The following is a 21,255-nucleotide window of genomic DNA, read 5'->3' as shown; positions in this document are numbered from 1 at the left end:
GAAGGGAACGGAAAGAGCAAGGGAGGCGATGCCTCCCTTGATATTTTGAGTTCATGTCTGTGGAATCACTCCCAGCCTTTATTCCGTGTAAATCAGAAACAAATAATCACGGTTCAGAATCATGTCTTGCAGCTCTTTTCTGATACCGGGATCTTCCGTGTATTCAATTTCATCATCTTCCATGCTGGTGATGGTGAAGAAATGATCAATGAGATGATTCGCTTCCGTGTGATTTAATGGTTTTGTTTTTTGATAGCAGAGCAGCGATGCGCCAATCCCGTAAAACTCGAAGCCATAAATCTTCCGCAAATGCTCAGACATTTCATAAATGTCATTTGGCTCCATATCACAACCAAAATACCCGTTTGGCAAAGCAGTTAAAGCCAGAGGAGTGTCATCGACCGGCACGATAAGAAAGAAAATATCTTTATCTAAAACCTCAATGGGATTGAGATTTGCTTGCTTGAAGAAAGGATATTTTTCATATTCCAACCAGTACGACTCAAATTCACTGTGTTCTGAAATAAATGCTTTCTTGAAGTTGATTTCCCGAATTTTAAATTTCAAATCAAGGGACAGATTTTCATAATCTTCATCGGAATGGACATCGAACTGCTCCGCCAGCGCTTCATAATCATCTAAATCAGATGAATTTGTTCGATGCATGGATGTGTAACGTGCCTGATGATAATCATCGAGGGTAATCAGGATAGTGTGGTTTTTATAGGTTTCCTGAAGTTGTTGTCGATACATAAAAATGTCATCAAACGAGGTCACGTTTTCTGCCACATAGGTCAGACACACGGTCACAGCATCGCGATGATCGTTCGGAACTTTTTTTAATGTCATTATGATTTTCCTCAGTTAACTGGCCCAAAAATAAAGCTTTCACTCGAACTTAAATTCAACCATGCCATACTCACGTCACGCATAGCTGGATGAGTAGAAACAATGTAAAACGCACTTCGCGATTGACACGCAGAAAAATAAGGTATTAACGCACACTAAAGTTACTTCCAGTTGCAATTAAGAGAAGGAACAAAGAAGTCAGTGAGACAAAATAAACGCCATCTAAAACAATCGCAACAGGAGTCACAACCATCTTACCGACTTTTTCTAAATTGGTGTCGAATGTCTTGATTTTTATATTCAGCGGAGTTTCCAACACTTGGAAAGGCAATTTCCCTTCCACTTCATATCGTTTTGCTGCAAACGAAAAATCCAGACGATTCTCCACGAGAGAACCATGCTTTATCCAAAGCAGCCTCATATCCCTATATTTTTTTTCCAGGACAGGATCAATTGGCCGTGAGAGATCCACATCAGGTTCAAAAGATACACTACCTTGAACCATACCTTCCGGATTGAGCGTTAAACCCCAAAATGAGGTCTTCATTTCCAACTGACGACTCGCTTGCGCATAATCACAGAGTAAGCTTTCGCATTGAATGATATAGCTGTATTTTTCCCCTGAAATCAGCAGCACACCTTCTTTCGGATTCAGATAAAACCCTGAAATAGTTTCATCGTAATAAGGTTCTTTCCAAAGCCCTGTTCTGAGTGGGCCACTGCATCCTGTCAGGGTGACAATTAAAAGCATCACAACACTACGTCGAAACCAATCCATCCGCTGTTTCTCCTGAAAATCAAACGCTGGCATTCCTCTCAAGCATTGAAGGAATGACTCAAAGGAAAATGGGATTTTCCAACGAACAAATAAAGCGACCTTTTGGATTACAACAATAATAAAATATGCATCCCATTCGATAATACAAACAGATACCGGGACACATGCTGAGGGGGGCGTATGCAGTTGAAGAATGAATAAAAATCAGGCTTCAACCAAGCCACCTGATTTTTCTGTAGAACGAAGGCGCTGACTTCGAATTCTGTCTCTCCCGCACCAGCCCTTTAATAAAAATCGAACACTTTTTATTTAAAATCAATTGATTATCGTCATTCCCGCGAAGGCGGGAATCCACAGAGCACGAGATGAAAGCAATCTGTCAGGTTCATTTCCCCCCCCTCATCTTCCGCACAATTTATCCTGAAAAGTCACTTGCTCCCCACCTTCACGAGGATGACAAAAGACAAAAGACAAAAGACAAAAGACAAAAGGGATAACAAAAAGAAACGGGATATCAAATGCCTTCGGTTATGCCTGAAAATCAGCAAGGCTAAACGCCAGAGAGAAGAAATGCTCATCGCGCGCTTCGACCTGATAACCTAATGACTGGTAAAAACGGATGGCATTTGTATTACAGGCAAAGCTGGATAATGTCACGCGGCTTCGGTTTTCACGATGAGCCCGATGATGAAGTTCATACATCATCGCTTTACCAATTTGCTGATTTTGAAATTCGGGCAGCACAATCAGCAAATGAATATGGTAGGCACATGCGTACGGCTTAAAACAGAGTAAGCCAACGCGTTCAGCAGCAACTTCAATCCAGTAAAACCAATTCGGTTCATAGTCTGTTTTCAAGCGATGGCGCTGAAAATCATCATCCCAGCCAAACACTGAATCAACATAAACATACAGACTTTGTTTGACGACAGAAAAGAGTGCGTCAAATTCATCTTCTGACACCGCGCTCAAGTGAATATCCATATTTTCCTCATCCCAAATCGTGAATGGCGCGGCTTCGCACATACCGCCACCATCTGCATCACATGGATGCCTGCCCCGCAGTCTGATACACATTCGGCTGCCAGATTTCCATAAAACTGTCCGGATGCTGAATCGGCCGGAAGCCGTATTGTGCATAAAGGCCGTGTGCATCGCGGGTTGCCAGCACCATCCGTCGGAGCCCCTGTAAATCAGGATGACGAACGATGTCGTCCATGAGCTTTTTACTGAGTCCCTTGCCTCGGTGCGCATCACTGATAAACACATCCGCTAAATATGCGAAGGTCGCTTTGTCCGTGATCAACCGGGCAAAACCGACCTGTTCCCCAGTGACGTGATAAATCCCGAAACAGAGGGAATGTTCAATAGCTTTTTTCATCACGGTTTCCGGAATATTTTTCGCCCAATAGCTGTTGGCCAGAAAACCGTGAATGACCCGAAAATCCAACCGGGATTGATCGGTACTGATTGCATAATCCTGCATGTTTTCCTCCTTGAAAGAGCCACAATTTCTGTCTGCTGTTATTCAAAAGCGAGTATTTACTTATCTGCTTTCACTCTGGCCGTCAGGACATGATCTTCCCATTGCCCGGCAATCTTCAGATATCGTCTGGCGTAACCTTCTTTTTCAAATCCCAGTTTTTCTAACACATGTCCACTGCGTTCATTGGCGGGCATGTAATTAGCCATGACCCGGTTCAAACCCACTTCATGGAACATATAATCAAGGGCAGCTTCCAGAATGTCCTGCATCAACCCCTGACCTTCATATTTTTTCGCAATCGAATAACCCAGATAGCATGCCTGAAATGGCCCTCTTGCCACCCCGGTAAAATTGCAGACGCCCACCACCTCGGTCCGTGAATGATTCAGCGCGACAAAGCGGTATTCACTGCCTGCGTCAAAGGCCGCTTGCGCATGCGCTAACTGCGTCTGCCAGTTCGGTAAGGTCAGATAATTTTCGTCCCGAATCGGTTCCCATGGCGCTAAATGGGCCTGATTCTCCTGGTAATAAGCCAGCAGCAACGCTGCGTCTTCGGCCGGTAAAATTTCTAATGTGGTTCTTGGGGTGACAATCATTTTCATAACACTTTACTTTTCATTGCAGGAAAACATTCAAAGACGCAGGTCTTCATAACTCGAAATGATTCGGCTGGCCTGACTCAAATCATTCTTGCCGTTGAATGCATGTGAAAATGCGATCACCTCACATCCACTTTTGACGCCAGCGATGACACCCGCTTCAGAATCTTCAAAAATCAGTGCCTGATGAGGCGACAGATTCAACCGGCTCAGTGCCAGCACATAGGCTTCCGGGTCTGGTTTATGTTGAGAAACATGTTCTTGTGTGATCACCAAATCAAACAAACCATTGAGCTGCAAATCATCCAGAATCTGCTCAACCATCCAGGTTGCTGCAGAACTGACAATGGCACACTGCTTCCCGGCTGCTTTTAATGCGTGAATAAAATCTCTGGCACCGGGATTCAGAGAAACCCGGTCGGTCAGCAAAGCTTCATAATACGTTCGAAAATGCTGATTAAATTCGTCTAAATCCGGTGAAATTCCCGCATGTCTAAAGAAATGTCCCGTCACCGTTTGCCAGTTCTCTCCCATCACACCCTGATAGATCACCGCTTCCACTGACGCCCCAAAATCTTGACAGGCTAAAGCCAAGGCCAAGCCTTTCAATGGCTCTGAGTCCACCAGCGTGCCATCCATATCAAAGAGGAAAGCCTGATATCCTTTCATGTTTACATCCGTCTCTTTTTCAGTATCTTCCGTATTATGCCAGCCCGGCAGATGAAGTTAACCAGATAACCCTATCTTTTTTCTGTGTTTCTTGCTGCGAAATCAGACTAGACTGAATTGAATCTCATTGATGAAGAAAGGAAATCAAACATGATCCAGCAAGGCCAGAAACTCCCGAATGCCACGCTCAGTGAACTGACCAAAGACGGCATGGTCAATCATGATGTCACCGAGCTGTTCGCCGGCAAAAAAGCCATTTTGTTTGCCGTACCGGGCGCATTTACACCGACTTGTTCTGAGTCTCACCTGCCAGGTTATGTGGTCCATGCCGACCAGTTGAAAGCCAAAGGCGTTGATCTGATTGCCTGTGTTTCTGTGAACGATGCTTTTGTGATGCAAGCCTGGGGCGAAGCACAGAATGCATCTGAAATCATGATGCTGGCCGACGGTGATGGCAGCTTTACCAAAGCACTTGGACTGGAAATGGATACCGAGAAATTTGGGGGCGTGCGTTCACAACGTTATGCCATGCTGCTCGACGATGGTGTGGTGACCCGGCTGAATATTGAAGCACCGAAAGAATTTGAAGTCAGTAAAGCAGAAAAACTGCTCGAACTGCTGTAATTCAATCCGACTGCATTAAAAAACGGAAGAGTCATCTTCCGTTTTTATCACTGTCCTGCGGCTGGCTATATTTCAAGTGAAGCATCTAAGCTTTGTATTCAAGCCAGATCGCATTCGAAGTGAAGCATGGTTAGGGGTTCGTTGTTCAACACCACAGCATCTGTCTCTTCTTTGGTGACCCCAAACCCTGACTTCTCTAGCACACGTCTGGATGCCAAGTTATTCATCGTTGTGCTCGCCACAACCTTTTCGAGGTTGAAATCCTGCTTCGCGACCTGCAACAGATGCTTCACAGCCAAGGTTGCCAGCCCCTGTCCCGCATACGATTGCCCGATCCGGTATCCGATTTCAGCCCCTGATGCAGAAATATCGACAAGATTCGCCCGGCCAACAATGCAGTCGTTTTCTTCCAGCACGAATAACAAACAATCACCTTGTGCCTGCGCTTGCAATAATTCATCAATGACGGCACGGAAAGTCACCAATTCATGGTAACGCTGTGGCCGCGCAGGTACAGATTGTTCAAACCAGTCACGATTTTCCTGTTCAAATACAAACAGCGCTTCAGTATGCTCCGGTCGCAATGGTGAAATTTTCACAGACTGCGCCTGCTCTGGCATTTTTTCACGAAGATGCGTCATCATTCACTTTCAATATCGGTGATCGAGAAATGATGACTGGCGATATTAAAGCCCTGACGCAGATAAAAACGGTGCGCTGCAAAGCGCTGAACACCAGAGTCTAAATGCAGTTGCCTGCACCCCTGCGCCTGACCATAATCTTTCAGCCATTGAATGAGACAGTCACCGACGCCCTGACTGCGGTGATGCTGATCCGTCACCAAATCATCGACATAAATCGCCTTGCCCCAGGCCAGCTTTTCAGTAACGACAAAGCCCGCGACACCCAGCACCTGATCGCCGGATTTCACGTAAACAACCTGATAGCCCTGCGCCTGCTGTGTTTGAATCTGCGCCAGCAGCGATGCCCGGTCGTACTGCGGCCGGAGTTGCAGCAACACATCCAGCACAGAAGATAAATCCGAGTGTTTCTCACAGTCATGCGTTTCTAATAAATGGACATTCATACAGTTCTCTTTACCGCTGGTTTTCTGCGTATTGCAGTTTTTTGAGAGACGTCGGCACAATGACTTTATGCACTGGCGCGACAAAAAACATATACAGCTTACCGAGCCAGTTTTTCACTTGCACGACCGTACTGGCATGCACTGTGGCTGTCTCTCCGTCTGGCTCAACGAAGAAAGACACTCTGACATCCAGGTGCTTATCCCGATCCTCTAAAATAATTTCTTGATGAGAAACGGCATAAATAGAGAATATTCCCACTTTGTCGCCGACCTGATACGCAGTACTGGGTTTATGGACATCAATGTCGGCCATATGGCCCAGATTTTTCAGCCCCAGATAACTGACAATTTGATTGCGTAAAGCCATTAACCGATTCACCCAGGATGGTGTCTCTTTGACGAGTACAAAATACACATCAAGCGCTGACTGGTTGCGATAAGGGATGGTCGTCGAATAGCTGTCAAAGAAATAAGCGTCTTTCGAAAGGGAATGAATCCCGGATTGCGAGGGAAGCGTCACGGTGAATCTCCTTTCCATAAAATGAATTTCAAAAATCAGTTCAAGCGTGCTCCGAAGATAAATCCAGCACCATGGTGACCTGATCGATCCCTTCGCCGAAACCGTTGTGAACGACATTTGTCACATCAAAACCGTACCGGGCATAAAAGCCTTGGGTATGTTGAGAGGTTTCAATTTTCACGCGATCAGATAAGTTTTCAGCGCGGATCCAGTCTAACCGGTATTCGGTCAGTAAAGCGCCCAGACCACGACGATGATATGCCCGATGCACCAGTCCCCAGCATAGATAGCTGATGCCCTGATAAACACTGAGACCACCACAGCCAATGACCCGCCCTTCCTCAATCAACACGAAATACGGCGAACTCAGCGCCTGAGTCTCCAGAAACGTTATAAATTCATCCAGTTCAGCGGCTGCAAAAAATTTATCCAGATTACTTTTGAATGCCAGAACACAATCATTTTTATGCTCGGCTGCATACTTCACAATTTCCATTTGTTAACCAGTGAGATTGTTTATTCGCGCAGGGTTGTCATCAGCCATTGCCTGACATCCTGAACAACCCGTTCCGTATGGCTCTGCCCTGCCTGATCCTGAAACCGGTGATCTAGGCTGGCATAAGTGCGTGACTGAAGATTTGGCCGAGTGTCTTTCAATGCATTCACCATGACTGTAAAAGAATCGGGATCAACATTGATGTCCTGCTCTGCCTGAATCAGCAGCAAAGGCACTGTCACTTTCGCCAGCACAGATTGCTGATCCAGGGTCAGCATGGTTTTCCACCACGGGAAACCATGTCCGCTCACGGTGATATTCATGGCATCATTCTGTATTACAGACAGCGCAAACTGCCGAAAACCGGCTTCCGCTTCCGGGTAAGCGTCCGGCGGCATTTGCGACTGCATGTTATAGAGCACATCATCGATGAAAAAACGTCCGCCGCCATTGAGCGCCACGACAGCATCAATCTGATCACTGTCAGCCCCAAGCAAGTTCGCCACCAATGCACCTTCACTGCCGCCCAGCGCAACCACATGCCGGTATGGCTTGGCTTGAGTCAACTGATGAATGACCGCACGGTAGTCTTTCACGCGCTGTTGTGGCGAATCATGCTTCAGATAAGATTCCGGACAATCTTCGCGCTCAGCTTCCGAACGCCAGACAAGATGTTGATCAATGCCATATTTTTCCACGGTGAGAATATCTGCATCATCCATCACCTGACTGAATTGAAGATTGATCGTGTCATTGTGATAAACGCTGTTGCAGTCTGAACCCTGAATCAATACCAGTAGCTTGTCCCCGCCACCACCTTTCAGATAATAAGTAATCGCCGAACCATCAGCTCTTTTGAACGTTTCGCCCACGACTGAACTTGAAAATGCAGCGGAAACAGTGAGGAGGACAAACATGGTGAAACAAAGAATCTGACGCATTTCATCTCCCGTTAAGCAATCAGGCACGAATGTGCTGCTTTCACTTGTAACTTGCCGTTTTTCTTCAGCCAGATACGGGTAAAGCGGAATTGCCCGTTCGCCGCTTCGCCGCCATAAGTGCCGGTAATATCGGTCCTGACATTCACAATCGTGAACGTCCCAACCTGATAAAACATCTCGTCAGACACTTCTAGCGATTGAATTTTCAATTGACCGGATGCATGCACAGATAAATCATCTTCCCGGGTCAAACGCTGTCCCAAATGGTTGGTAAAAATCAGATCTTCGGCCAGTAAATCTGACAGGACATCGGTGTCAGAGTTGAGCATGGCCTGCTTTAATTTTTCTTCTGCGCTTCTGACTTCATTGAGCAATATGTTGTTCATGTTTCTCCCTTTGGTCCGTTCAGATATTTTCCTGATTCATCGGGCGGGAAATCTACAGTTTCATCTTCATTCCCTGATGACTGGCTGTAAACCCCAGTTTTTCATAAAACCGGATGGCATCCGGCCGTAATTTATCGCTGGTCAGTTGGATCATGGCGCACCCTTTGCGTTTTGCGCTGTCAATCGCGTATTCAAACAATTTCTCGCCACAACCCAATCCGCGATAGGCAGAATGGATGCGTACGCCCTCCACCAGACAGCGCCAGCTCCCCTTCAAGGTGAGAGACGGAATATAGGTCAGCTGGAGCATTCCCATCACCTGCCCTTCATTTTCGGCAAGCACCAGGCTGTTATTTGCATCGGACTGAATTGCCTGAAACGCAGAAAGATAAACTGGGTTCAATGGAGAGGAAGCGTCTTCGCGCTGGCTCCCCAGAATGTCATCCGCCAGCATCCCGACCAGATGTTCTAAATCTTCTGCTTGTGCTTCTCTGAACGTTAATTCCATGAATATGCCATCCATTCTTGCATGATTTTTCTGACTTCATCCTGAAAAGTGACTGAAAAATACACACCCACGACTTCAGTTTTGATCCGAAGGGTGGTGAATTCCGTCGTAAATTTTGACCGGCTCCAGTTCATAGGGGTTCACACCTTCCAGACAAGCCACATTGATCGCGAACTGATGCGGATTGGAGCGACGCTGATGATGGGTATAAATCCCGCAGGTTTTACAGAAGTAATGTTTTGCCGTCATCGTATTGAACTGATACAGCGTGAGGTTATCTTCGCCCTTCACGATTTTCAGGTTTTCCAGCAACACGGAAGCGGCAATCGCCCCTCTTTTCCGGCACATGGAACACGAACAACGGCGCGGATCTTCCAGGCCATTCGGCATTTTGAGTTCGAGCACCACAGCACCGCAATGGCAACTCGCTTGATGAACCGGTTTCATCTCCACAGGCATCCCTCCCTTGTTCCGAAAGCGGTTGAATCGCATAACTCAGCGGGGGCAAGAACACAGTCTGCCCAACCCACTCATGTCACGACAAGTGCCAGCGAATCGCTTAGCCTGTCACGCAGTTTACGTTTTTATGCACATAGTTTCATCTCAAAATTTTAACGAAATTTGATTCTGTGCGATTACGCAATAAGCGACGCAACAGTTTGCAATCGGCACCCAGATAGGAAAGTCCCCAATGAATTCGCGCAACCACAGAATCTGCTTCGACAGGCAGACCGGGAAAGCGGGACTGTGACTGGCTGATGCCAGTGATTTATTTTACAAAGCTGTATGGGATAAAAAATGCGGGATTTGGTAATCTTATCCGGAAATAGCTCGCTCTGAGCCAGGGTCTGTTGACCTTCATTCTTCGATGAAACAGCCTTTGATTAAATGAAAAATATCGAAACCAAATGGTTGCAAGATTTCCTGACACTCGCGGAGCTCAGGAACTTTTCACATGCTGCTGCCATACGAAACGTCACTCAGCCAGCGTTCAGCCGACGGATCAAGTCACTGGAAACTGAGCTTGGACTGAATCTGATTGATCGCAGCAAAACGCCGATTGAACTCACCCTGCACGGAAAGCAGTTTAAAACAACGGCTCAGTCGATCCTTCAGCAACTGGATGATGAAGTGAACCGACTGTCGGGCAGCTCATTTCTGGGTCGCCATACCGTACGGATCAGCTCTTCCCATTCAATGGCTATCAGTGTGCTGCCGAAATTACATACCTGTCTGTTTAACCCGGTGCTGAATACCCAGCTCTCCGTGGTGGCAAATGAAGTGGATGAAGCGGTCAAACTGCTGATTGACGGTAAATGTGACTTCCTGTTTTCTTTCTATGAAGACCGGCTGCAAGTGGCACCTTACCGTTCGATCCACCTTGGACGCAGCTATCTTTATTGCGTCTCCGCGGTAGACGAGCATGGCAAAGCCCTGTTCGACCCGGCTGAAAATGATGCGGTTCCCAGTCTGGACTACACTCCGGAAAGCTACATGGGCCGCGCCTTACAACGCTCTAATCGGGTTCTGACGCAAAATACGGTATGCACCTCTTCCATGACCGACTTTATCAAAGCACTGGTGATGCAGGGGAAAGGAATCAGCTGGTTGCCGGACTATGCCATCAAAGATGAACTGGCCGCAGGACGCCTGCAAATTCTGTCTGCCAGAGAACCGGTCCCGCTGGATTTATATGTCTACCGGTATCACTCCCGCTTACATGCAACCTGTGAGGCCATCTGGAGTGCGATGAGTAAAATGAGTCCGATTGACGGTTTGCTGGGCAGAGATTAAGTCCCAAAAATCTTCCGGCATAAAAAAACCCTCCCTGAAACAGGGAGGGTGTAGGGTGAAGGCGAATCCTCTTCCCCAGCCCATTCAGGGCCAAGGTCGAGGTACAGACCTTTCGTTATTATTCTTTCGATTAGTTATACATTTTTGCTTTATACGTTGGGCGCATCAGATTTTGCGCTGAGAAGATATCGTTCAACTCATCTTCACTCAGCAAACCACGCTCCATCGCCACTTCTTTCACACTGCGACCGGTCTCGGCACAAATCTTACCGACGATATCCCCTTCATGGTGACCAATATAAGGGTTCAGGTAAGTCACGATACCAATGGAGTTAAAGACGTAGTCTTCGCAGATCTGGCGGTTCACCGTAATCCCGGAAACACACTTCTCCGCCAGGTTAATACAGGCATTGCTCAGCAGGTTGATGGATTCAAACAGCGCCTGACCAATGACTGGCTCCATCACGTTCAACTGCAACTGGCCAGATTCAGCCGCCATGGTGACGGTTGTATCGTTACCAATCACTTTGAAGCAGACCTGATTCACCACTTCCGGAATCACCGGGTTCACCTTGGCAGGCATGATGGAAGAACCCGCCTGCATTTCCGGCAGATTAATTTCGTTCAGACCGGCACGCGGACCCGAAGACAGCAGACGCAGGTCGTTACAGACTTTCGACATTTTCACGGCCAGACGTTTCAGCGCCGCGTGAACCGTCACGTAAGCACCACAGTCAGAAGTCGCTTCAATCAGGTCTTCGGAAGGCACGCAGTTCAGGCCGGTCACTTCTGCCAGATATTTCACAGCCAGTGGCTGGTAACCCGCAGGGGCATTCAGACCGGTCCCAATTGCCGTCGCACCCAGGTTCACTTCCAGCAGCAGCGTCGCCGCATAGTGCAGGTTCTTAATTTCTTCTTTCAGCAAAATACTGAAGGCATGGAATTCCTGACCAACCGTCATCGGAACCGCGTCCTGAAGCTGGGTACGACCCATTTTCAAAACGTCTTGAAATGCTTCACTCTTAGCATCAAACGCGGCCTGTAGCTGTTCAATAGACCCCATCAGCTTCATGATGCTGTTGTAGACCGCAATCCGGAAGCCCGTTGGATAAGCACAGTTGGTTGATTGGCTTTTATTCACATGATCGTTCGGATTGATGATGTGATATTCACCTTTTTCATGACCTTTGAGTTCAAGGGCAACGTTGGCAATCACTTCGTTCGCATTCATGTTCACCGAAGTGCCTGCGCCGCCCTGATATACATCAGAAATAAACTGATCCATACACTTTCCGGTTTCAAGAATCAGATCACAGGCTTCAATGATGTAATGGCCAACATCCGCCGAAATCGCACCAAGCTCCATATTGGCTTTCGCCGCTGCTTTTTTGGTGAACACCATGCCACGAACAAATTCAGGGATATCTGAAATGCGCATCGTTGAAATATTAAAGTTCTCGTAAGCACGCAGGGTATGGATGCCATAATAAGCAGAAGCCGGAACTTCACGTTTGCCGAGCAGGTCTTCTTCAATTCGTACCTTTTGGGCAGTGTCTAGCATAGTGGTCACCTTTGACTCATGACAGAAAAGAGATTTACCAAAGCCATCTCAAATGCTTGGGTGTAAATACAATGTTCTTTTTCCCGGTCGAAAGGAAATGCTGAAAAGTAAGCCACAATGCAATTAATGCATAGCTGAAGCGATTGCATTCACCCGACATTTATTGTTAAGAACAACGGACTGACAGCATATATGCTTTGATTGGATAATTACTCATAACCTGCCATTTCAGCGGCATGATTATATCCATTCAAAAGAGACATCCAGACTGCCATGCAAGATATGCACAACAGAAAACTATATTTTTCAAAGCGTAAATTAAAACTTTTGTTCCAAAAGGAGATTTATCTCACTTTTCCCTGATCCTCCGTCATCTGTGAAAAAACAAAAAGGCCAGCACGAATGGCTGGCCTCCACATACAACAATGAAAATCTGAGGCTATTTTTATGCCGTCTCTTCACCCGCCACCAGATTAGGTTTGTCTGTGCTGTGATAGATCTTACTGTCCAGCTCTCCTTCGCTTCGGCCGACCAGTACAGCCACCATCAGGTCACCACAAACGTTCACTGTGGTCCGGGCCATATCCAGAATCCGGTCAATCCCGGCAATAATCGCCAGACCTTCCATCGGCAGACCCACCGTGGTCAGAACCAGAGACAACATGATCAGACCCGCGCCCGGAACCCCTGCTGTACCAATCGATGCCAGCGTGGCGGTCATCACAATGGTCACGTAATCGGCAAATTCCAGATCCACACCAAACGCCTGCGCGACAAAGATCGCCGCCACACCCTGATACAGTGCCGTACCATCCATGTTAATCGTCGCACCTAACGGCAGAACAAAACTGGAAACGCCTTTCGACACGCCCAGCTCTTCGCGAGCACATTTAATGCTTGCCGGCAGCGTCCCTGAACTGCTGGTGGTGGTAAATGCGACGGCTGCCGGAGTCAGAATCCCTTTGATATACGGCATCGGATTCAGACGGCCCACCACTTTGATCACCGCAGGATAGAACAGCAGCACGTGCAGCAGACTGCCCAGATAGGCCACGCCAATCACTTTGAACAGCGGCAGCAGAATTTCCAGACCGTATTTACCGGCGACCCAGGCCATCAGACCAAAGATGCCGTAAGGGGCCAGTTTCATCACCAGCTCAGTCAGCTTGTACATGGCTTCAGCCAGGCTTTCGAATACCTGCACAGCCGGTTTGCTTTTCTCACCACACAGATTCAGTGCAACACCCAAGCCCAAAGCGAAAACGATAATTTGAAGAATGTTACCCGCGGCCAGTGCACTGATAGGATTGTTGGGAATTAAACTGAGGAGTGTCTGAACCAGCGTCGGGGCTTCTTTGGCTTCCGCAGCCGTCGCAGCCGCCGTCATTTCCAGTCCGGCCCCCGGTGCCAGAATGCTCGCCAGCCCCAGACCGATGCTAATCGCTACAGCCGTCGTTGACAGGTAAATGGCAATGGCTTTCGCGCCAATACGGCCCATTTTTCGGGTATCCTGCATCGAGGTCACGCCCACCACCAGAGAACAGAAAACCAGCGGGACAATCAGCATTTTAATGGCGTTAATAAATAAGGTGCCGATTGGCTTCAGAATTTCAGCATCCGGGCCAAGGAGGCTCCCAGCGGCGACCCCCAGAATCATTCCGATCAGAATCTTCTTCCATAAAGCGAGCCGGCCCCAGACGCCTTTTGGCGACGGCTTCAGGTTTGCATATTCCATGTTTTTTCCTCTTCCATTGACAGAAATCGGGATCTCCCCTCGTTTCTGTTTCGCTGTTGTGATTCGGGTCTGCTGACCCTGAGACGAGAATGGGTGATCCCCATTCCACAAGAGGATGGAATGTTGCAAGCATGATGCCACTCTGTTTTATTTTCTATCCTTATGATTTATCGATGAAAATCCTGAACCCTCAGCATCCGGGACGCCGAAAGGGGTATAACCAAATGCATAACATGAACGTATAATTGAAAATTTTCCATGATAAACAATCAGTTACCAGCTATTCGTCTCGTTATAACCATTCCGTTGGTTATAGGGGTTTATTCCAACGCCGACTGCGCTTTTTTCAGCCGTTTGCTCAGCGCCGGCTGAGAAATCCCCAAAAGCTTTGCCGCCAGAGACTGGTTGCCTTCCGCCCGTCGCATCGCTTCCTGGGTCAGTAAATCCCCCATTTCCTGAAAAGACGGTAAAGGGAGATCCGGATCGAACAACGACACACCCGTCGGTAGCGGAAGATCCGCAGACACCGCATGCTTGTCTAACACCCGACGGAAGACATCCATCGACAACATCCGAGAGCGATGCTGACTCATCGCATCATAAGCCAGCGCACGTAATTCCCGAACATTGCCGGGAAACGCATAATTTGCGAGTAAAACCGGCAGCTCTTTCGGAATCGTCGGTTTCGTTTTTCCCAGCTCATCTGCCGCTTCCTGTAAAAAATGCGACAGCAGCAGCGGGATATCCTGACGCCGTTTGCGCAGCGGAGGGATATCGACCTGATGCGTTTTCAGACGGTAATACAAGTCTTTACGAAATTCGCCACACTGCTGTTTTTGCACCAGATCCTGATGGGTGGCGACGACAATTCTGGCCTTGAGCCGTTTAGGTCGGTCACTGCCCAGCGGATAATATTCACCTTCCTGAATCAAACGCAGCAATTTGACCTGAGATGCCTGACTCAGATCGCCAATTTCATCCAGAAACAGCGTTCCGCCAGACGCCTGTTCAATCAGCCCTGCCCTGACAGTCTCCGCCCCGGTAAACGCCCCCCGGTGATGTCCAAACAAAGTATCGGCAAACACATGATCATCCAGCCCGGCCACATTCACGCTGATCAACGGGCCATTTCGCTGACTCAGGGTATGCAGTGCCCGTGCAATCAGCTCTTTACCCACGCCACTTTCACCACAGATCATCACCGGCTGACTGCTGGGTGCCACCGATTCCAGATACTGAAAAACCGACCGCATGGCTTTATCCCGGGTGATAATTCGGGCAAACACGTCAGGGCGCTCCAGCGTATCCGTCAGAAACCGACGCCGCAGGGCATAATTTTCGGCCTGCATTTCCTGCATCAGAATGACCCGTTTCACGCCTTCCACCAGCCGGTTCTCTTCCGTGGTTTTCACGAAATAGTCATGGGCACCCAGCCGGATACAGTTCACGGCGGTTTCCGCCTGATTCAGTCCACTGATAATGATGACGGCAACTTCCGGATATTCCGCTTTGATCTGAGCCAGCAAGGTTTCGCCGGACACATGAGGCATGGTCAGGTCCAGCAGCACTAAGCCGATATTTTCCTGCTTGATGATCGCCATAGCTTCCCGGCTGTCCTGACACTGAAAAAGATGGTTCACCCCACCCCGCCGTTCCAGCACAATGCTCAGGCTGCGCAGAAAAGCCGGTTCATCATCGACCAGCAGGACACCGAAAGCCGGATATCGATTGGTATTCATGAAACTGTTGTCCCTTTCAAGGCGGGCAGCGAGAGCGTCACGCAGGTGCCTTGCTGCAAAGTAGAGTCATAAGTTAAATTGCCACCATGTTCATTCACGATACTGAACGAAATGGACAATCCCAGTCCGGTGCCGCCCTGCTCGCGCTTGGTGGTAAAGAACGGATCACTCAGCCGGGGCAGATGTTCCGGTGCAATCCCTTTTCCCTGATCGCAAATTTCCAGCCGAAGCTGCTGTTCTGCGCTGTGAAAATACGTCCGGACCCGAATCGCCTGCTCAGGCGATGACAGTGCCTGACAGGCATTGATCATCAGATTGATAATCACCTGCTCAATGCGCTGGCCATTCCCTTCAAATGTTGGCAATGACTCACCGTACGACACGGAAAAATGCTGGGTGGACTGGGATAGGGTTCGCTCAACCAGCCGAATGGCCGCCGCGGTGACCCCGTTCAGATCAACAACCTCGCTCAGATCTGTCGGCTCCTGACGGGCAAAATCCCGTAAGTCTTCCACGATCCGGCGAATGCGCTGCGTCCCGGCCAGCATGTCGTCCAGCATCGAGGGGATTTCATCCCGCATCCGGCTATAAGACAAACCGCCCATCATAAAATCACCATGCTGCTGATAATAAGCTTCGAGGATCTCCTCTGCATCCTGATAGGATTCTTTGAGGATCGGCAGGTTCAGCAACAGTAAGCTGCTGGGATTATTGATTTCATGTGCCATGCCGGACACCAGAATCCCCAGCGAGGTCATTTTGTCCGCCTGAATCAGCTGCTGTTGCTGCAACTGCTGAGCTTCTGTCCGTTTTGCCACTTCACGGCTCAGGGCGCGGTTCCAGATCATAATCCCACCCAGCACCAGTAAAAGAATGGCAGAAACCATCGCCGCAGCCATGCCGAGCTGTTTCCAACTGAAGCCCTGATTTTCCAGCGGCCCCAGCCATTTATCATAAATCGCCTGCTGCCGGCCGGTATTTTTGAGAATCGCCAGCCCTTCACTGAACTGCGCCAGCAGATCTTCGTTGCCTTTCAGCACCGCGTAGCCGTAATGCTGAGCACCCAAGGGTTTTCCGACCGGAATGAGATTCGACAGCTCCAGCGCTTTACCGGTATAGAGTCCGGGCAGATTTGCCACCAGCGCGTAATCGTATTGGCCAGATGACAGTAGTCTCAAGGCATCGGCGTGGGAATCCACCAGCACTAAATCAGCTCCCGGCTGCTGGTGCCGCAGATAATCATGCATCGCGCCGCTGCTCTGAACAATCACCGACTTGCCGTTCAGATCATTCAGCCCAGAGACCGCTGGATCGCCTTTCCGGGCAAAGATGGACTGATGCACAATGGCATGGGGCGGGGAAAAAGCATAATACTGCTGTCTGGTTTTCGACTGCACAATGCCCTGAACAATATCGATTTGCCCCTGATCAAGCTGACGACGGATGTCATCCCAGGCCCCCAGCCGAATTTCCACATCAATCCCCATCACTTCGGCAATCGCCAGAGTCAGCTCGGTGTTGTAACCGTCAGGATCACCATCTTCATTGATGAATTCATAAGGTGGATAGTGATGATCGCCACCAACCACAATCACCCGGTCTGCCTCAGCCGAAAGCCCCTGAAGCGGCCACCAGAAGACAAGGCCGATCCCGAGCCAACGGATCAAAGCGCCACACGCAGCACGACAATCATCAGCGTTCAGGGTCATGCAGTTTTCCTTTATCTGCTCGGCATTTACGGCATTCCATACCGGAAATGACAACTCGCGAAAATCAGGAGAAAGGTGATTTTCCTTCCATTCAGTGAGTGGGTTATTTTATAGATTTGTCATCAATAGCCAAGGAAAGAAAGCGGAAGGGATGCCGGACATCGATTGATCTGCCATCGCTGATATGCCAGGACGCTTCATCCCGGCATTACCGATATAAACTGAACTTTTTGGTCATCTCTTTCAGAGTCTCGGCATCCCCAAATAAACCAATGCCCATATATTCTAAATCAACTTCTGCGGTTTCTGCCGTGATCGCTTGCTGATGCAATGAACCGCCGTCAGTCATGGTATGGGTAAAATCAGTAAACATGACGCCCTTCGCCAGCGCCGCTTCCCTGATCTTCCGGATTTTATTGCTGTTGTCAGCCTTCAGCACGATAAACGGATAGTGAGATAACGAAGGATGAACCTGACCGTCTTTATCCGTGTAATCCACAAAATGTGCCATGCCTTGTTCTAATTGCGCAGACAGACCCACACTGATGTGTCCCAGCACATTGAACGTCCTGCCCAGTTCCAGTTTCTTACTTAATACAGCGACAAATCGCTTTTGATTTTCATCCGGTAAACTGTTGTGCATCATTTCCTCTTCTGTGCCTCATGCAAAATTGCTTTTTCAAAACCAGAAAATTATCGATCATCCGGCCCTGCATAAACCAACGCTAACCCGGAATCGCCGTCAAATCGAGGCGGAGTCTGAGCATATCCAGATGCTGAAGTCCCTGCTCAACAATCGGCTCATCATAATGTTCGACAAAAAAATCTTTCACGACCGAATCGACCCGGAACCCCAGTTTCTGATAGAAGGTTAACTGATAGCCAAAAGTGCCGGTGCCCAGTACCAGCGTTGTTACGCCCTGTTTTTTCAGTCTCGGAAACAGCGCAGCCAGCAACTGTCTGCCAATCCCCTGTTGCTGGTAAGCCGGAAAGACAGCCAGATTGAACACTTCATAAGTCTGCTCTGCAATCGGCTGAGTCACACAAACCCCAATGATCTCGTCCTCCTGAACCGCAGCCAGACAAAACGCCCCGTTCAGATAATGCTGAATGCAGGCTTCAGATGGATCAGCTTCCAGCAACAGTGCCATCGGGATCAGTGCCGGATCAACATGACGAATCCGGATCATGAGAGCACCAGCGTCATGATCAATTCATCCTCAGTCTGATCAGTCACCTGAAAGCCGGCTTTTTCGTAACTGCGTTTCGCCGCCAGATTTTGCGGATAGACATCCAACTGAAGCCTGCGGGCCTGATGGCTTTCGGCTGCCGTTCGTTTCGCGGCTTCAATGAACGCCTGACCCACACCCAGCCCCTGATAGGCCCCCTGAACATACATCTGAGTAATCAAAACTGTCTGGTTACCGATTTCAGAAACACCACATAATCCTATCAGCGCTTCCCCGTCAAAAGCGCCCAGCATGGTATGCTGCGGGTTTTGCGCTGCAATATTACGTTCAAAATGCATTTGGGGCATACACCGCTGCTCTTCATAGCTGGCGCCAAAGCAGTCCGGGTGCAGCCGCAGGCTTTCCAGACGAATCTCACGATACGCCGGAAGATCAGCCGGGGTTAAGGCACGCACATCAACTTCCATCTCACTGACTCTTTTTCATTCTATTTTTCAGCATCTTAACCTTGCGCCTGCCGGAATGTACAGACCGAAAACATCGGATGATTTTCCCCCGCAGCCGGCACGGCACAAACGCCCTCTCCTCCCAGCACCTATAAGTAGCGATGATAGTCGAATGAATTTTCTTCGGGTTCCTCCAGTCCAAGGTCATGCTTCAGATGCGGGGTTAAGCCATCATGCTGTACTGCCGACTTTCTGGCAGAGTTCATGGCAATCAGCCGCTTCTTTGCGCTCAAACGCTGACTTTTCAATTCCCAGTGCAACATCATCTTGATCATTTTTCTTCTCTCCGGTCACAGTGTCTGCGGAGATTATGCGTATAATCCTTTCTATCAACGAACGATGATTTATGACACCACTTATAAGCTGAGATTATGGACAATCGCTTGCGACATTTATCCGGGCTTCGCTATTTCGAAGCCGCAGCCCGGCAACAGAGTTACAGCAAAGCCGCAGAAGAGCTATATGTCAGTCAGGCCGCCGTCAGCCAGAAAATTCGCCAGTTAGAAGAATCGCTTGGCTGTAAGCTCTTCACCCGTCAGGGACGTAACATGATCCTGACCAGCCAGGGCACCAGCCTATTTTCAGCCGTCTCCAGAGGGTTCGAGCACATTCTGTCTGGCCTGAATACCATCCAGGCCGAGCCGCTGGAAGGCATGCTGACCGTGAATACCACGCCGTCGTTTGCAGCACGCTGGCTAATGCCCAGACTCTGGAAATTCACCATGAGTCATCCGAACATTCCAATTCGGGTTTACGCCACCGCCGAATCACCCGAGATGAAGTACGGCAATATCGATATTGCCATTCGTCAGGGTTATGACACCGATTTAGGCAATAACCTAACCAAAGCCCTGCTGTATGAAGAGGCCGTCTACCCGATCTGCTCGCCTGAACTGGCAGAATCCGTTCAACTGACCCGACCGGAACAGTTATTAGATTGCTGGCTCATCCATGGTGTGGACACCCATAGCTTCACCTGGGAGAAATGGTTCCAGATCGCCGGGGTCACCATGCCCAAAAACAATGTCCAGTGGATGGAAGTGAGTACATTCGATATGGGGCTGAATGCGGTGATCGCCGGCCATGGTGCCTGTTTAGGCACGCTCAGTCTGGCGGGCGATTTTATTGAACGCGGCCTGCTGGTGAAGCCCTTCGACATTGGCATGACCCCCGGCGTCCGCTTCACCCTGTTTTACAGTCAGACTTCGCCCCGGATCGCCCGGGCGCAGGCGTTCATCGACTGGCTGCACAATGAAGTCAGACACTTTCAGACGTAGTCTTCACGCGTCTGATTGTCCTGTCTGAGTCAGTTCCCGCCTTCGTCGGTTCTTCCTACACAAAGCCTTGAATAAAACTGATAAATTTTATTTATAATCAACCAATTAGCCTCATTCCCGCGAAGGCGGGAATCCAGTGCCTTTTGGCGTTCTTAAGGCGACTGTCCCAATATTTCTTTGTGATGGGGTGGTATGTCGCGCTTGGGTTCAGTACCAATCTCAGCCTTTTCTGATGCGCGCCAGATACTCTTTGCTGGCCCAAAGAGTATCCAGAAATGCCTATTGGTTCTTTGATGTGGTCCGGGCCGGTTGTAGGCGCTCCCGACGCCGACAACCTAAAAATTCATCCATGAATTTTTCCCTAAGCAGGTGACCTCTTCCGATTCTTATGTCTGGGGCTGGATTATTTTTGCTTATAATCAATGATTTATATCATCTCCACGAAGACGGGAATCCACTGAGCACGAGATGACAGCCATCAACCGGATTCATTTTCCACGCAATTTATCCTTGAAAGTCACTGGATCCCACCTTCGTGAGAATGACGGGAAAAATGGGATAGCAAGAGAGTACGGGGATAACAGAAAGGAGCGGTTACCTCTCGCCAAAGTCCCTCATCATTCATGCCTGCTTTGTGGCTCCAGCTTTCGCCGGTTCCTCCTACACAAAGCCTTGAGTAAAACTGATAAATTTTATTTATAATCAACCAGTTATCGTCATTCCCGCGAAGGCGGGAATCCAGTATCTTTTGGCGTTCTTAAGGCGACTGTCCCAATATTTCTTTGTGATGGGGTGATATGT

Annotated in this window: 25 protein-coding genes; 3 read left to right on the top strand and 22 right to left on the bottom strand. The window is 48.8% G+C overall.

All coding sequences use genetic code 11. The features are described from left to right. Positions 1-78: 78 nt before the first annotated feature. The 6 genes from EA58_RS00180 to EA58_RS00155 all read right to left on the bottom strand — a co-directional run bounded on the left by EA58_RS00180 (position 79) and on the right by EA58_RS00155 (position 4,381). On the bottom strand, positions 79-849 hold the full coding sequence (locus tag EA58_RS00180; RefSeq protein ID WP_036747510.1) for a hypothetical protein: 771 nt from the start codon (positions 847-849) through the stop codon (positions 79-81). A gap of 145 nt (positions 850-994) precedes the next feature. Next, positions 995-1,660, bottom strand: coding sequence for a hypothetical protein (locus EA58_RS00175; RefSeq protein ID WP_036747507.1), 666 nt, complete (start codon positions 1,658-1,660; stop codon positions 995-997). A 495-nt stretch (positions 1,661-2,155) separates the two neighbouring features. Continuing rightward, positions 2,156-2,611: a GNAT family N-acetyltransferase gene (locus EA58_RS00170; protein WP_036747586.1), complete on the bottom strand. Its 456-nt coding sequence runs from the start codon at positions 2,609-2,611 to the stop codon at positions 2,156-2,158. A 58-nt stretch (positions 2,612-2,669) separates the two neighbouring features. After that, positions 2,670-3,113, bottom strand: a complete 444-nt coding sequence (locus EA58_RS00165; protein ID WP_036747504.1) for a GNAT family N-acetyltransferase — start codon at positions 3,111-3,113, stop codon at positions 2,670-2,672. 56 nt (positions 3,114-3,169) lie between these two features. Continuing rightward, entirely contained in the window at positions 3,170-3,715 is a 546-nt protein-coding gene (gene rimJ, locus EA58_RS00160; RefSeq protein ID WP_036747501.1) for a ribosomal protein S5-alanine N-acetyltransferase, read from the bottom strand. 30 nt (positions 3,716-3,745) lie between these two features. Next, positions 3,746-4,381, bottom strand: a complete 636-nt coding sequence (locus EA58_RS00155; RefSeq protein WP_036747498.1) for an HAD family hydrolase — start codon at positions 4,379-4,381, stop codon at positions 3,746-3,748. Positions 4,382-4,531: 150 nt separating this feature from the next. On the opposite strand from EA58_RS00155, the gene EA58_RS00150 reads away from it, so the two are divergent. Further along, on the top strand, positions 4,532-5,005 hold the full coding sequence (locus EA58_RS00150) for a peroxiredoxin (RefSeq protein ID WP_036747495.1): 474 nt from the start codon (positions 4,532-4,534) through the stop codon (positions 5,003-5,005). Between the two features lie 98 nt (positions 5,006-5,103). Here the strand turns inward: EA58_RS00150 and EA58_RS00145 are convergent, their stop codons facing one another. The 8 genes from EA58_RS00145 to EA58_RS00110 all read right to left on the bottom strand — a co-directional run bounded on the left by EA58_RS00145 (position 5,104) and on the right by EA58_RS00110 (position 9,396). Then, complete coding sequence (locus EA58_RS00145) at positions 5,104-5,649, bottom strand: GNAT family N-acetyltransferase (RefSeq protein ID WP_051641791.1); 546 nt, start codon at positions 5,647-5,649, stop codon at positions 5,104-5,106. Continuing rightward, complete coding sequence (locus EA58_RS00140; protein WP_036747491.1) at positions 5,646-6,092, bottom strand: GNAT family N-acetyltransferase; 447 nt, start codon at positions 6,090-6,092, stop codon at positions 5,646-5,648. Before EA58_RS00140 ends, EA58_RS00145 begins: the two co-directional genes overlap by 4 nt. A gap of 10 nt (positions 6,093-6,102) precedes the next feature. Further along, entirely contained in the window at positions 6,103-6,612 is a 510-nt protein-coding gene (locus EA58_RS00135; protein WP_235199512.1) for a DUF2867 domain-containing protein, read from the bottom strand. Positions 6,613-6,652: 40 nt separating this feature from the next. After that, positions 6,653-7,108, bottom strand: a complete 456-nt coding sequence (locus tag EA58_RS00130; protein WP_036747486.1) for a GNAT family N-acetyltransferase — start codon at positions 7,106-7,108, stop codon at positions 6,653-6,655. A gap of 20 nt (positions 7,109-7,128) precedes the next feature. After that, on the bottom strand, positions 7,129-8,049 hold the full coding sequence (locus EA58_RS00125) for an alpha/beta hydrolase family protein (protein ID WP_036747484.1): 921 nt from the start codon (positions 8,047-8,049) through the stop codon (positions 7,129-7,131). Positions 8,050-8,060: 11 nt separating this feature from the next. Then, positions 8,061-8,435 (bottom strand): nuclear transport factor 2 family protein, encoded by a 375-nt coding sequence (locus EA58_RS00120; RefSeq protein WP_036747483.1) that lies wholly within the window; start codon positions 8,433-8,435, stop codon positions 8,061-8,063. Positions 8,436-8,487: 52 nt separating this feature from the next. Continuing rightward, positions 8,488-8,943 carry a GNAT family N-acetyltransferase gene (locus EA58_RS00115; protein ID WP_036747581.1) on the bottom strand — a complete coding sequence of 152 codons (456 nt, stop codon included), beginning with the start codon at positions 8,941-8,943 and terminating at the stop codon, positions 8,488-8,490. A 75-nt stretch (positions 8,944-9,018) separates the two neighbouring features. After that, a complete protein-coding gene (locus EA58_RS00110) occupies positions 9,019-9,396 on the bottom strand; it encodes a GFA family protein (RefSeq protein WP_036747579.1) in 378 nt (125 codons plus the stop codon). 435 nt (positions 9,397-9,831) lie between these two features. Between EA58_RS00110 and EA58_RS00105 the strand changes: the two genes are divergently transcribed. Further along, positions 9,832-10,737 (top strand): LysR substrate-binding domain-containing protein, encoded by a 906-nt coding sequence (locus tag EA58_RS00105; protein ID WP_036747482.1) that lies wholly within the window; start codon positions 9,832-9,834, stop codon positions 10,735-10,737. Between the two features lie 130 nt (positions 10,738-10,867). On the opposite strand, the gene aspA is transcribed toward EA58_RS00105, so the two are convergent. The 8 genes from aspA to EA58_RS00065 form a co-directional block, all read right to left on the bottom strand. After that, positions 10,868-12,298 (bottom strand): aspartate ammonia-lyase, encoded by a 1,431-nt coding sequence (gene aspA, locus EA58_RS00100; protein ID WP_152547886.1) that lies wholly within the window; start codon positions 12,296-12,298, stop codon positions 10,868-10,870. Positions 12,299-12,743: 445 nt separating this feature from the next. Beyond that, positions 12,744-14,033: a dicarboxylate/amino acid:cation symporter gene (locus tag EA58_RS00095; RefSeq protein WP_036747480.1), complete on the bottom strand. Its 1,290-nt coding sequence runs from the start codon at positions 14,031-14,033 to the stop codon at positions 12,744-12,746. A 320-nt stretch (positions 14,034-14,353) separates the two neighbouring features. Continuing rightward, positions 14,354-15,772 (bottom strand): sigma-54-dependent transcriptional regulator, encoded by a 1,419-nt coding sequence (locus EA58_RS00090; protein WP_036747479.1) that lies wholly within the window; start codon positions 15,770-15,772, stop codon positions 14,354-14,356. Next, positions 15,769-17,481, bottom strand: coding sequence for a transporter substrate-binding domain-containing protein (locus tag EA58_RS00085; protein ID WP_081819500.1), 1,713 nt, complete (start codon positions 17,479-17,481; stop codon positions 15,769-15,771). Before EA58_RS00085 ends, EA58_RS00090 begins: the two co-directional genes overlap by 4 nt. 208 nt (positions 17,482-17,689) lie before the next feature. Beyond that, the gene (locus EA58_RS00080) at positions 17,690-18,127 is read right to left on the bottom strand and encodes a DUF2000 domain-containing protein (protein WP_036747476.1); all 438 of its coding nucleotides are present in this window, start codon (positions 18,125-18,127) and stop codon (positions 17,690-17,692) included. A 79-nt stretch (positions 18,128-18,206) separates the two neighbouring features. Then, positions 18,207-18,671 carry a GNAT family N-acetyltransferase gene (locus tag EA58_RS00075; RefSeq protein WP_036747473.1) on the bottom strand — a complete coding sequence of 155 codons (465 nt, stop codon included), beginning with the start codon at positions 18,669-18,671 and terminating at the stop codon, positions 18,207-18,209. After that, on the bottom strand, positions 18,668-19,138 hold the full coding sequence (locus EA58_RS00070) for a GNAT family N-acetyltransferase (protein ID WP_036747470.1): 471 nt from the start codon (positions 19,136-19,138) through the stop codon (positions 18,668-18,670). The genes EA58_RS00075 and EA58_RS00070 overlap by 4 nt, the downstream gene beginning before the upstream one ends. 128 nt (positions 19,139-19,266) lie before the next feature. Beyond that, on the bottom strand, positions 19,267-19,452 hold the full coding sequence (locus EA58_RS00065; RefSeq protein ID WP_036747467.1) for a hypothetical protein: 186 nt from the start codon (positions 19,450-19,452) through the stop codon (positions 19,267-19,269). A 96-nt stretch (positions 19,453-19,548) separates the two neighbouring features. Here EA58_RS00065 and EA58_RS00060 point away from each other — a divergent pair, with 96 nt between their 5' ends. Continuing rightward, positions 19,549-20,454, top strand: a complete 906-nt coding sequence (locus tag EA58_RS00060; RefSeq protein WP_036747464.1) for a LysR substrate-binding domain-containing protein — start codon at positions 19,549-19,551, stop codon at positions 20,452-20,454. The last annotated feature ends 801 nt before the right edge of the window (positions 20,455-21,255 follow it).

Origin of the sequence: Photobacterium galatheae (assembly GCF_000695255.1) — a bacterium.
Lineage (GTDB): Bacteria > Pseudomonadota > Gammaproteobacteria > Enterobacterales > Vibrionaceae > Photobacterium > Photobacterium galatheae.
This window is presented reverse-complemented; position numbering and strand designations above follow the sequence as displayed.